The organism is Bartonella rhinolophi (genome assembly GCF_036576165.1).
In the GTDB taxonomy this organism is placed as follows: domain Bacteria; phylum Pseudomonadota; class Alphaproteobacteria; order Rhizobiales; family Rhizobiaceae; genus Bartonella.
Map to the genome: position 1 here is coordinate 30,587 of NZ_JBAFWY010000007.1, position 13,980 is coordinate 44,566.

General features: G+C 35.4%; 8 protein-coding genes. 2 read left to right on the top strand and 6 right to left on the bottom strand.

All coding sequences use genetic code 11. The features are described 5' to 3' along the window. Positions 1-270: 270 nt before the first annotated feature. The gene (locus V5N67_RS05390; protein ID WP_332060876.1) at positions 271-2,907 is read left to right on the top strand and encodes an Rne/Rng family ribonuclease; all 2,637 of its coding nucleotides are present in this window, start codon (positions 271-273) and stop codon (positions 2,905-2,907) included. A 95-nt stretch (positions 2,908-3,002) separates the two neighbouring features. Here the strand turns inward: V5N67_RS05390 and V5N67_RS05395 are convergent, their stop codons facing one another. Continuing rightward, on the bottom strand, positions 3,003-3,614 hold the full coding sequence (locus V5N67_RS05395; protein ID WP_332060877.1) for an invasion associated locus B family protein: 612 nt from the start codon (positions 3,612-3,614) through the stop codon (positions 3,003-3,005). 307 nt (positions 3,615-3,921) lie between these two features. On the opposite strand from V5N67_RS05395, the gene V5N67_RS05400 reads away from it, so the two are divergent. Next, positions 3,922-5,733 carry an extracellular solute-binding protein gene (locus V5N67_RS05400; protein ID WP_332060878.1) on the top strand — a complete coding sequence of 604 codons (1,812 nt, stop codon included), beginning with the start codon at positions 3,922-3,924 and terminating at the stop codon, positions 5,731-5,733. Positions 5,734-6,694: 961 nt separating this feature from the next. Here V5N67_RS05400 and mfd read toward each other — a convergent pair. From mfd to proS, 5 genes are all read right to left on the bottom strand, one after another. Next, complete coding sequence (mfd, locus tag V5N67_RS05405; RefSeq protein WP_332060879.1) at positions 6,695-10,195, bottom strand: transcription-repair coupling factor; 3,501 nt, start codon at positions 10,193-10,195, stop codon at positions 6,695-6,697. A gap of 11 nt (positions 10,196-10,206) precedes the next feature. After that, positions 10,207-10,491, bottom strand: a complete 285-nt coding sequence (locus V5N67_RS05410) for an FAD assembly factor SdhE (RefSeq protein ID WP_332060880.1) — start codon at positions 10,489-10,491, stop codon at positions 10,207-10,209. A gap of 76 nt (positions 10,492-10,567) precedes the next feature. Further along, positions 10,568-11,248, bottom strand: a complete 681-nt coding sequence (locus tag V5N67_RS05415) for an ABC transporter ATP-binding protein (RefSeq protein WP_332060881.1) — start codon at positions 11,246-11,248, stop codon at positions 10,568-10,570. Then, positions 11,248-12,516, bottom strand: a complete 1,269-nt coding sequence (locus V5N67_RS05420) for a lipoprotein-releasing ABC transporter permease subunit (RefSeq protein WP_332060882.1) — start codon at positions 12,514-12,516, stop codon at positions 11,248-11,250. The genes V5N67_RS05415 and V5N67_RS05420 overlap by 1 nt, the downstream gene beginning before the upstream one ends. Before the next feature lie 8 nt (positions 12,517-12,524). Continuing rightward, on the bottom strand, positions 12,525-13,853 hold the full coding sequence (gene proS / locus V5N67_RS05425; protein WP_332060883.1) for a proline--tRNA ligase: 1,329 nt from the start codon (positions 13,851-13,853) through the stop codon (positions 12,525-12,527). Between the last annotated feature and the right edge of the window lie 127 nt (positions 13,854-13,980).

A 13,980-nucleotide genomic window follows, 5' to 3' on the forward strand; every position in this document is an offset into this window, starting at 1 on the left:
AACTAGGATGACGTTATTGAAGATTTACTGATTCGGATATCCGAACTATTATCAAGATTTTTTTTGCTGGAGACTTATAAAGTATGAGTCATACAAAACAGGTAAGGGTAATGATTATAGATACTATAAATGCAGAGATGCATTTGCGTGTAGTAACTCATACTGTTATGCCAGCGCCTCCATTTTATGGTAGACAGCCCTTTACGTTTTTAAACAATTGTACTGTTCGTTTGAACGAAGTTGCGCATGTCGCCTTCAGGATTTTAACTTATGTCAAACAAAATGCTTATCGATGCCTCTCACCCAGAGGAAACACGTGTTGTTGTTGTTCACGGCAACAAAATTGAAGAACTTGATTTTGAATCAGAACATAAAAAGCAGCTCAAGGGAAATATTTATTTAGCACGTGTTACACGTGTAGAACCATCACTTCAAGCAGCTTTTGTAGAATATGGCGGAAACCGTCATGGTTTTTTGACATTTTCGGAAATTCATCCCGATTATTATCAAATTCCTATTGCTGATCGGCTCGCTCTTCTTGAAGAAGAAGAAGCTATCGGAGAAAATCATGTAGATATCCTCACTGAAGAAACAAATACAAATAAAAAACGCCATAAAAAAACAAAAAAAGATAAAAATGACAAAATTGTGGCAATAGATGCTGAAGATGATATTATATCTGAAGCAGTTACAAACGATGATACAGAAGAAACATTTGATACAGATGCTTCTAATGATGATATAGAAATGGTTGGTGCGGAAGATGCACGTGAAGAGCTCCCCACCTACCAGCGTAAGCAAGAACGCCAGTATAAAATTCAAGAAGTTATTAAACGGCGTCAGATTTTATTAGTGCAAGTCATCAAAGAAGAGCGTGGCAATAAGGGTGCGGCGCTCACAACTTATCTATCTTTAGCAGGTCGTTACTCTGTTTTAATGCCCAATACAGCGCGGGGTGGTGGTATTTCACGAAAAATCACTAACATACAAGATCGCAAACGTCTTAAAGAAATTGTAAAAAAATTAGCGGTTCCAAAGGGCATGGGCGTTATACTGCGAACTGCTGGTGCAAATAGAACAAAAGCTGAGATTAAACGCGATTATGAATATCTTACGCGATTATGGGACAATATTCGCGCTTTGACACTTAAATCAACTGCACCATGTCTTGTCCATGAAGAAAGTAATCTCATAAAGCGCTCTATACGTGACCTTTACAATAAGAATATTAATGAGATTCTTGTTTCTGGCGATCAAGGATATCGTGAGGCAAAAGACTTTATGCGCATGCTTATGCCAAGTCATGCAAAGGTTGTTCAACCGTATCGTGATCCTATTCCTATTTTTACGCGTAATAATGTTGAAACTCAGCTTGATAAAATGTTGTCTCCACAAGTTTCTTTAAAATCTGGAGGATATCTTGTTATTAATCAAACGGAAGCACTTGTTGCTATTGATGTAAATTCAGGCCGCTCTACCAAAGAGCATTCTGTTGAAAAAACAGCATTACAAACCAATCTTGAAGCTGCAGAAGAGGTAGCTCGTCAATTACGTCTGCGCGATTTAGCTGGTTTGATAGTGATTGATTTCATTGATATGCTTGAAGATCGCAATGTTAGGATGGTCGAAAAAAAATTGAAAGATTGCCTTAAAAGCGATCGCGCCCGTATTCAAGTTGGTCACATTTCACACTTTGGTCTTTTAGAAATGAGTCGTCAGCGTATTCGTGTGTCAGTTTTAGAAAGCACGATGCAACCTTGCTTACATTGTGCTGGAACAGGACATGTACGCTCTGAATCATCAATTGCTTTGCACGTTATGCGCTCAATTGAAGAATATCTGCTTCATAATCCCCAACATAATATTATTGTGCGTACACCTGTAGCAACAGCACTTTATGTTTTAAACCACAAGCGCAGTATTCTTGTTAATTTAGAAGCACGCTTTAAGCTTAATATTAGTATTGAAGCAGATGATAGTATTGGAACGCAACATCTTATTATTTCTAAGGGGACAATAGCAGAGGTCGTTGCCCAAACTCCATTGTTTCTTGAGAATGATACTCAAGAAGAAACTGAAGATGTAGTTTTAGTAGAAAATGAATCTATTGAAGAGAAAACATCCGTTGAAACAAACCAACGGCGTTGGCGTAAAAAACGTCAAGATGAGGTTAATGAAAATTCTCTCTCCAATACTCATAAAAAAGACAAAGACAATGTTCCAAATGATGAAGACTCTCATCGTCGGGGACGTCGTCGGGGACGTTCTGGTAGCCGTCGTAATCAAGATAATAACTCTTATCAACCTCATGTTCCCTATTCAGAACCAGTAGGGGATTTTTCCAAGCAGGCTGTAGAAGAAATAAAAGTGGAAAACAGCAAACACCGTATTCCAACTGCTAAGTCCGTTGAATTTCAAGAAGAAAAGAACGATACTCAATCTTCAAATACACAACAGGATGAAATTGTAAAAGCTGATACAGTTGGTAAGCTAAAAAAACGTAAAACGCGATCTTCAAAAATAGTGCAAAATAAAAAGAATCTTGAAAATAATCAGAGTGAAACAGCATCAGCACTTCTTGAAGAAAAATCTACAGACAGCTCAATACACAAAACTAAAACAAAAAAAGTGGATGAGCTCGCTCATAATACGGCAGAAAAAGCTCCTGCAGCAAATACAAAAAAATCAACACGCAGAACACGTAAAAAAAACCTTCCTAAAGAGGAGCTGGCGCAAATAACAGAAATATCAGAGAAAAAGTCTGGAATGGAGCAAATTGAAAAAAATGCTCCTAGCAAAATTGAAGAAGCAATTAATCAACCTATTATTATATCATCAACACCAGATGATACTCCAAAGACTGAGCGTGTTGGTTGGTGGAGACGCAGAACCTTTTCTAAAAATTAATTGCTAAAAAAATTGCCACAAAATCTCTTTTGTGGCAATTTAAATAAACGAACATAGAAAAGATTTTAAAAAACTTCCCCTTGTTTGTGTTCTGATTAATTTTGTTTAGCTTTTTCTTGCTCAGCTTGCATACGATCTTCAATCTCTTTTTGCTTTGATTGAATAGCTTGCTGTAGTTTTATTTGTTCTTGTTGAAAATCTTTTTCCTCCATACCAGGACCGGTGTATGCAGCTGTGAAGCCATCAAGAGAAAATTCAATAGGATTTGCTGAACCTCGGGCATTCATTGTAGTTACAACCATTTTTGCCCCACTTTTCATAGCAGTAATGAGTTTATCATCTAAAACATCATTGGCAATACAACTTGGTCCATTACAGATAATATAAGGAATTTTTTTAGAAAAGTCATTTCCAATTTGAATGTGAACACCTTCTGGCAAAAAGCGACCTGTAGGCACTTGAATACCTATACGCTTTTCATTTTGTTTTCCTTTTATTTCAACTAAATTAAAAGCCGTCAAAGGTTGTCCAGTACTTGATACAATAGTATTCATTGTATTACAAATATCAACATCATGCTGTTTACTGCAAACTTTGTACCAACCTTGAGACAAAGTCTGCGCATTTGCAGAAATATGTACTATAAAAAAAAGAGCGACGGCTCCAGCTAATACTGAAACGGCAGAATAAACACTTTTATGCGACATAATTAAATTAATCCTTTCAACGTGCTTTTATAATAACTCCAACATTAGGAGTATTAAATATAATTTCAACCAATCGTACTAAATGAAACCCATGAAATGACATCACTTATTTCAATACAAAGAGAAAAATTAAATTTTAGAAAAAATTACAAATAGCCAATTGAACTCTTATACATTCATGTGTAGAATTCCCCTCTTTATTGCATTGGCCTTTTATGAAATTCATTCATAAATTATCTAAGTACAATGAAGTAAATTAAGATTGCATAAACAAAGCAATATTGCAATATAATTAGAGTAAATGTCTATGTTATTCTACAGTGCTCATTATTTTAGACTTTTCTTTATAGTTGTAACTCTTCTTTTAAGCCATGGAGCTCTAGCAACTGGTCTTGCAATGCACGGCTCTCCAAAATTATCGAATAATTTTGATTACTTTCCTTATGCGTTTCCTAATGCAAATCGAACAGGTAAAGTGACTTATGGTGTTGTTGGGACATTTGATGGATTAAATCCATTTGTAATCCGCAGCTTTCGAACAACTGCAAGAGGACTTTTTGCTGATGAACAATTTTCTGGACTTGTTTATGAAACAATGATGGTACGCTCTCGTGATGAAGCCTTTACACTTTATAACCTTTTAGCAGAAAAAGTAGAATTAAACGATGAGCGCACTGAAATTACCTTTTTTATTAATCCCAAAGCACGTTTTTCAGATGGAAGGCACATTACAGTTGAAGATGTTTTATTTACAATAAAACTCCTTAAAGATAAAGGGAGAGTTCCATTTAGTCGTTACATGAAACGCATAGAATCTATCGAAAAAATCGGAGATTATGGCATTAAAATGCGTTTCCCAAATTCAAAAGATCGTGAATTTCCCCTTCTCTTAGCAAGTGTAATGCCAATATTGCCGAAACACGCTATTAATGTTGATGATTTTGAAAAAAACAATCTAAATAAAATCCTAGGAAGCGGCCCTTATATTATTGAGCGTGTTGATCCAGGTGAACGGATTATTTATAAACGCAATCCTAATTATTGGGGTCAAAATCTTCCTGTCAATAAAGGATTAAATAATTTTGATACCATCCAAATCGAATATTTTCGTAATGATACAGCACGCTTTGAAGCATTTAAAAAAGGTATAATTGATATCTTTATTGAAACAAATCCAAGTCGTTGGCAACACTCCTATAATTTTCCAGCTGTTCGTGAAGGGCGGATCATCAAAGAAAATTTTTCAAAGGGAACACCCGCTGATCTCATGGGCTTTGTTTTTAATACGCGCCGCGCTATTTTTAAAGACAAAAGAATAAGACAAGCACTATCAATACTTTTCGATTTTGAATGGGCCAATCATTATCTCTTCAATAATATCTACACTAGAACAGAAGGTTATTGGGATGGATCTATCCTTTCATCTATTGGGAGACCGGCAAGTGAAGAAGAAAAAATACTTTTAGCACCTTATCCTGATGCAGTTCTTCCTGAGGTTATGGACGGAAGTTGGCGTATTTCCAAAACTGATGGATCAGGGATGGATCGGTCAACTGCTCAAAAAGCTTGGAAGTTATTGCAAGAAGCAGGAATTGTCAAAAAAAATAATAAAGCTGTTTTCCCAAATGGTTTACCTTTTCAATTTGAAATTATGACTCAATCACTTGAAGAAGAAAAAGTTGCACTTGCGTTTCAGAGCACTTTGTCACGTCTTGGTATTTATGCTGAGATAAGAACCGTTGATGATAGCCAATATCAAAATCGTTTAGGAATGTTTGATTATGATATGATCATAGGAAAATTAAGAAATTCTTTATCACCAGGAAATGAACAAATAAATCGCTGGAGTTCAGCATCTCGAAATTTGAAGGGAAGTTTTAATTTTTCTGGAGCAGCTGACCCTGCCATAGATGCGATGATAACAGCGATACTTGACGCGCGTACGGATGTTGACTTCATTGCAGCGGTTCGCGCACTAGATAGAGTTCTTATTTCTGGAAGCTATTATATACCGCTTTATCATTTGCCTGAACAATGGATAGCTCGTTGGTCATATATTAAACATCCTACTTATACACCACTCTATGGATATCGCCTTCCAGCTTGGTGGCGTGAATAAAAAACGAAAAAAGCTTTTATAATATTGTTTTAAACTTTGCCTATTTATAAAAAAATTACTTAAAATAACAGATATTTATAAAAATAACTTAAACTATAAAATTAATTATTTTAGTAATGTTTTACTTGTATTAGTTAATTAACAGATAACTCTATTAAAATTCATGTAAACAATTATATGCAGTAAAATAGTTTTGATACGAAGCAAGATTTACACTGTGACTATTTGAGAAAAAGTATCGCTAATAGAAATTATTTTTATAACAATTTCTTAAACCTGCAAAAATATCAGTATTTTTCAAGTTTTAAATTTAAAAATTCACTGTTGTAAATTTTTCAAGACTTTTGGCTATCTCGAAATTAATTAAAATGAATTGCATCTTTTTCTGAATTAAAACCTTCCTTTTTTTAGTGAAGTTTTTGCATAACAAAACTCCTGCATTCTTGTAAAATACATTCTTATTAATTTTGTGCTTGAAAACTGATAGTAAATAATATCTATTTATAACATAAAAATTTCTATCTACTCTCAAAAATGGAAATTCATAAAACTACCAAAATTTTAAATATTCTCTTACTTTAATTACAATTTCTCTTCCCCTGCTCCCTTTCTCTATACATGCTGTATATAACTTCTTATTTCTCTGTTAATGAGATCACCAAAATTTTGAATTAAATTTATGATATTTCCCTGTTAAATTTACTTATAGGCTTATGTTATCCTGCATCTAAATTGTATTTTTCCAAAAAGCTTAATTTATCAAAATTTTCTTTAATTTTATTCTTAAAAATAAATCTTAAGCCATTTAAAATACTAATATTTTAATCAAAAACTAATTCTATTTTAAATATTTATCATACATATTTTTGACGTTAACACTTTTAAAGTTAGGAACAAGGATGGATACTTTATAGAATAATTTTTAAAAATGCGTGATAACTTTGAATGAGTAAAAATACCGCTAAGTGGAACAGTATCCTGCCATTTCTGCAAGCTGTTTCATAATAATTGCTACTCCGCTTAATCTTTTATCCACTGTTACCCAATCACGGATAAAGACAATACTCTGGTCTGGTCGAATTTTTGCCATCGAACCTTGTTTCCCAACCCACTGAATAAGAGCAACACTATTTTCAAAATAATTATTACGAAACTGTATAACGACACCCTTTGGTCCAGCATCCAACTTTTCTACATGCGCTTTTCGACACAATGTTTTGATATAAAACACTTTAAGAAGGTATTGAACTTCAAGTGGCAAAGGACCAAAACGATCGATTAATTCAGCTCCAAATTCATCTATTTGCTCTAAATCATTCAGTTCTGTCAAACGACGATAAAGCCCCATACGTAAAGATAAGTCAGGCACAAAGCTTTCTGGTACCATCGCCGTTGTACCAAGTGAAATTTGAGGTGACCATTGTTGATCCTCATTTTGCTCTCCATCTTTTAACTCAGCAACAGCCTCTTCAAGCATTTTTTGATAAAGTTCAAACCCAACTTCTTTAATATGTCCTGATTGTTCTTCACCTAAAAAATTTCCTGAGCCGCGAATATCCATGTCATGGCTTGCCAATTGAAAACCAGCCCCTAGTGTATCAAGAGATTGCAGCACTTTAAGACGACGATCAGCAGCAGAAGTTAAAGTTTTACCAGAAGGAAATGTAAAAAGTGCATAAGCACGTTGCTTTGAACGCCCTACTCTACCACGTAATTGATAAAGAGCAGAAAGACCAAACATCTCAGCGCGATGTACAATTAATGTATTAGCAGTTGGAATATCAAGTCCTGATTCAATAATGGTGGTTGATAATAATACATCATATTGCCCATCATAAAATGCATTCATAATATCATCAAGTTGTCCAGCTGGCATTTGCCCATGAGCTACGATAAATTTAAGTTCAGGAACATGTGTTTTGAGATATTCTTCCACAAAAGCAAGATCAGAAATACGAGGACAAACATAAAAGCTTTGTCCACCACGATAATATTCTCGAAGCAGAGTCTCTCGTATAACAAGTGCATCAAAAGGCGAAATAAAAGTACGTACCGCAATTCTGTCAATAGGTGGCGTTGTTATCAATGAAAGTTCACGTACTCCTGATAATGCTAACCCTAAAGTTCGTGGTATAGGTGTTGCTGAAAGTGTAAGGACATGAATGTCACTTTTAAGTTTTTTCAAACGCTCTTTGTGTTTTACTCCAAAATGCTGCTCTTCATCAATAATAAGAAGTCCTAACCGTGAAAACTTGATTGCATCGCTTAACAATGCGTGCGTTCCAATAACAATATCAATTGTACCATCTGAAATGCCCTTTTTAATTTGGGCAAGTTCTTTAGTTTTCACAAGCCTTGAAGCATGACCAATTTTCACAGGGAGTCCCTGAAAACGCGAAATAAAAGTTTTGTAATGCTGTCGTGAAAGTAAAGTTGTTGGAACAACAACAGCAACTTGATATCCATTTAATGCTGCAACAAAAGCACTTCGAATAGCAACTTCTGTTTTTCCAAAGCCAACATCGCCGCATATTAAGCGATCCATCGGTTTCCCTGATGCCAAATCGTCTAAAACGGCATCAATTGCATCCATTTGATCTTCTGTCTCTTCGTAGGGAAAGCACGCAACAAATTCATCAAATGGTCCAATCGGTGGAATCAAAGAAGGTGCAGAACGTGTAGCACGTTCTGCAGCTACATGAATCAACTGTCCAGCTATTTCCAATAAATGTTTTTTTAGTCGTGTTTTACGTGCTTGCCAAGCAACACCACCTAACTTGTCTAATGCTACATCTGTTCCCTCTGATCCATAACGTGAGAGAAGCTCGATATTTTCGACAGGTAAAAAGAGTAGATCGCCTCCAGCATACTTAATTTCAAGACAATCTCGTAAAATTCCAGTCGTCATAATGGTTTTAAGACCAATAAATCGCCCAATCCCATGATCGATATGCACAACAATATCACCAGCATTTAAAGCGGCAATTTCAGAAATGAAATTTCTATTGTGTTTACGCCGTTTTGGCGATCTTATTAATCGATCACCAAGGATATCTTGTTCTGCTATAATAACAAAATCTTCAGATTCAAAACCGTGCTCAATCATCAAAACAGCTGCAGATATACGGTCACGTGGTGTTGCTTTGACAGTTTGCAATGATTTTGCAATGTTTATTTTTTTTAACCCATGTTCATCAAGAACCTGTATCAAACGATTAAGAGACCCTTCACTCCAACCCGCTAAAAGCACTTTTTTGCCGGCAGCACGCAATGAAGCAATATGGTTAACTACACTTGAAAAAACATTTTTTTCTTGTGCATTACGTTCTTTTGCAAAATCGTATCCCTGTTTAACATTCGTGTGGACAACAGTTTGTTCAAAAGTTTGTGGAATATGAAAAGGTGTGAAATCAATACGCTGCCCAGATTTTTGTACACGCTCTAAAATACGTTCTGGTGTTAAATAAAGAAGGTCAGCTTCTATTGGATGGTAAGAAGCAGGACTCCCTTTATCATTTTCATGCTCTTTGCGAGCATCATAATAATCTTGAATGAGACGATAGCGCTCTATAAGCACTTCTTCTATGAGATGCTCAAAAACAATAGGCCAATTACCACAATGATCAAAAAAAGTATCAAGATTTTCATAAAAAAATGGAAGCCAATGCTCCATACCAGCAAAACGTCGTCCTTGAGAAATTGCCTCATACAACATATTATTTTTTTGTGATATACCAAATGTACGGGTATAATTACTTTTAAATCGGTGAATACACTCAGGCGTAAGAACAACCTCGCTCATTGATTGTAACAAAAATTCAGTTCTCGTACCTGTTGTTCTTTGTGTTTCTGGATCAAATACGCGGATGCTTTCTAGGGTATCTCCAAAAAAATCAAGACGCAAAGGTGCGATATCCATAGGAGAAAAAATATCAATAATTCCTCCTCTCACAGCAAACTCACCAACATCACGAACAGTAGAAACACGCTCAAAACCATTAGATTTCAGCGAATGAATTAAATGCTCCATATTAATATTCTGACCAATATGTGCAGAAATAATCTGAGATTCAATCATTTCCCGAGGAAGCAATTTTTGCATAATTGCATTTGCTGTCGTTAATATAATCGCAGTGCGTGGGTTTTTACGCAAATTTGATATATGTGTCAAAGCAGATAGCCGATGTGCCATAACAGCACCCCCAGGTGACACACGATCATAAGGCAAACAATCCCACGCAGGAAACTGAATAATAGGAAAATTTGGCTCAATAAAATTTAAAACTTGCTGTAAATGAGCAATTTTTGTTCCATCACGGATCACATAAATAAGTGGTTTTCCTTGCACAATTTCCGAACTTAATTTAGCAAGTACAAAGGCTTCAAATCCATCAGTAACCCCATCAAATTGCATATGACCAGAAATATTTTTAGGAATAGTAATTTTTTTGAATATGGACATTGAGATCAATTTTAATTTATGCGAACATAATAATTTACGATATCGTGAAAAAGTGAACCATCAATTTCAGATGGTGGTGAAGCTTCTCCAACAACCCATTTTAGCAAATCGCGATCATTAAAAGACATAATATACTCAAGTTGAGAAACAGTTTCATCATTCATACCAGCGACATGAGCATCTACATACTGCCCTAAAATAAGATCCATTTCACGAATACCTCTGTGCCATGCACGAAAAACCAATCGGCGACGGCGCGCATCCAATTGGTTTTCGTCAACGACAAAAACTGTCATAAAAGTCTCCTTAATAGATGAAAAATGATATCAATATAGTAAATTCAATTTATAGAATGGATTGTGTACCTTATTTTTAAGGAAGTTCAATAATCTTTTTTTCTTTAAGCGTAATTCGACGATGCATTTGCTTAGCTAAACCGTAATTATGCGTTGCAATAAGAGCAGAAAGACCAGATTGACGAACAAGGACAGATAAAGCTTGAAATACATATGCTGAAGTTACAGGATCAAGATTTCCTGTAGGTTCATCGGCTAAAAGAACCGAAGGACCATTTGCTACTGCACGTGCAATAGCAACACGCTGTTGTTCCCCACCCGATAATTCTGATGGACGGTGTTTCGCACGATGAGAAACACGCAGATATGTTAACAATTTTAATGCACGATCTTCTGCTACAGTTTTTTTTAATCCTGCTATCATTTGCGGTATCATAACATTTTCCAAAGCTGTAAACTCTGGAAGCAAATGATGAAATTGATAAACAAAACCAATATCATTTCGCCTGAGAGATGTTCGTTCACTATCAGAACGTTTTGTACAAGAAATACCTCGTAATATCACATCACCAGCTTTTGGTTTTTCCAATAATCCAGCGATATGAAGAAGTGTTGATTTTCCAGCACCAGATGGTGCAATAAGAGCAACAAGCTCTCCGCGATTAAGGGTAAGGTTAGCTTTGTCTAAAATAATTAAAGGTTTATCATTTTCAAAAAAATGTTGCTCAATTTCAACAAGCTCTAAAACAGCTGTCATTATTCATACCTCAAAGCTTGTACAGGATCCAGCCTAGCAGCTTGCCACGCTGGAATGAGTGCTGCAAGAAATGATAAAAATAACGCCATTACAGCAACCATGGCTGTCTGTCCCCATTCAATTTGTGCAGGCAATTTTGCTAAAAAGTAAAGTTGAGGATTAAATACATCGACGTTAAACAGCCAAGATACAAAATTTTGAATATGATTAATATTAGCAATAGTGATAATACCTAAAATCAAACCCAATATTGTTCCAATAAGTCCAATCATCATACCAGTAGCAATAAATATACGCATAATAGCACTTTGACGTGCACCCATTGTGCGTAAAATTGCAATATCATGGCTTTTATCTTTGACAAGCATAACAAGTCCTGAAATGATATTCAGGGCAGCAACAAGAATAATAAGAGAAAGAATAAAAAACATAACATTTCGTTCAATCTGTAAGGCTGAAAAAAAAGCCTGATTGCGTGTACGCCAATCAATTAAATAGACTTGTTGATTAATAACTTTCTCTACTTGTGGTTTTATTTGATCAATAGCATCAGGATTATCTAAAAATAACTCTAAAAACTGCACTTGATCTCCTAAATTAAAAAACACTTGTGCTTCATGAAGAGGCATAAAAACAAATATTGAATCATATTCAGACATACCAACTTCAAAAATAGCCGTCACTTTGTAAGCTTTAACACGTGGCATAACTCCAAAAGGCGTTTCATCACCATCTGGTGTAATGATACGAAGATTACTTCCAACGGTAAGTCCCAATTTTGCTGCTAAATTACTGCCAATTACGACACCATCCTCTTCATCGAATTGAGCAAGCGTACCTGATTTAATATTTTCAGATACTGTTTTAAGCTTTTCCAAATCTTGTTTTCGCATACTACGAACTAAAACACCAGATCCTCCTTCAAATTCACCCTGTACAAGGGCTTGACCTTCAACAACAGGCAAAACAAACTTCACACCATTTACAGATTCTAAAGAAGAAATAAGAGTATTATAATCGGAAAAACCAGAATTAATTGTTTGAACAACAAGATGGCCATTCATACCAAGAATACGGTTGAGGAGCTCTGTACGAAAACCATTCATCACCGCCATCACAACAACTAAAGCAAACACCCCTAACATAATTCCAATTAAAGAAATAATGGAAATAACAGATGCAACTATGTGCTTTTTATTGGGAATCATATAACGAAAAGCTATCATCCATTCATAAGATAAAAACCATTTGCTCCTCAGCATATACATAGCGTTGCCTATAAAATTACAGAAAGCTGATTGAGTGTATCTTGAACCGTTAGAGATTTTTTAATACCTGTTTTTCGATCTTTAATTTCAACCTCATTTTGTGCAACGCTCTTAGGTCCAACAATGATTTGTGTTGGCAAACCAATCAAATCCATTGTTGCAAACTTCGATCCAGGACGCTCATTTCTGTCATCTAATAATGGATCAAAACCAGCATGTATTAATCCCTGATAAAGAGTTTCACACATGTGAGTACATTTTTCATCATCAGGCTTCATATTGATAATACCACAATCGAAGGGTGCAATCGATTTTGGCCAAATAATACCATTTTCATCATGAGATGCTTCAATAACTGCAGCAACAAGACGTGAAGGCCCAATACCATAAGATCCCATAGAGACTAAATATTCTTTTCCATCTTGCCCCATAACTTTTGCTTTCATTGGAGCAGAATATTTAGTTCCAAAATGAAAAATATGCCCTACTTCAATTCCACGTGCCGACAAGCGATTATGGGCAGAAACTTTATCCCATTCTTCTTTGTTATGCATTTCCTCTGTTGCAGCATAAAAAGATGTCCACTGTTTTACAATATCAGCTAAAATATCCTTGTTAGTAAAATCAACTGAAATATGCGGAACTGTGAGTTCAAGGAACTGCTTATCGCAAAATATAGCGCTTTCGCCCGTTTCAGCCAAAATAATAAATTCATGACTGAGTTCGCCACCTATAGGGCCTGTATCAGCACGCATGGGAATTGCTTTTAAGCCAATACGAGAAAAAGTGCGTAGATAAGCAACAAACATACGATTATAGGATGCTTTAGCACTCTCATGATCAAAATCGAAAGAATAAGCATCTTTCATTAAAAATTCTCGTGAACGCATCACACCAAAACGTGGACGGATTTCATCACGAAATTTCCATTGAATATGATATAGATTGAGTGGAAGGTCTTTATAGGAACGCACATATGATCGAAAAATATCTGTTATCATCTCTTCATTGGTTGGACCATAAAGTAAGTCACGCTCTTGGCGATCCTTAATGCGTAACATTTCCAAACCATAATCATCATAACGACCACTTTCACGCCAAAGATCAGCAGGTTGAATCGTTGGCATTAATATTTCTATTGCACCAGCTCGTTCTTGCTCTTCACGAATAATTTTACAAACTTTATCAAGTACTTTTTTTCCTAATGGAAGCCAAGAATAGATCCCTGATGTTTGTTGACGAATCATGCTTGCACGCAACATGAGTCGATGGGAAACAATTTCTGCTTCCTTAGGATTTTCTTTTAAAATAGGAAGAAAATATTGAGAAAGACGCATTAAATTAATTCACTCCTAATCAAGCACATCATATCGGAATATCTTAAATATATCATAAGCTAATCTATAATTTCATTTTGAATTTTTGCAAACATAATGATCATGTTATTCAAGAATTTATGTATTA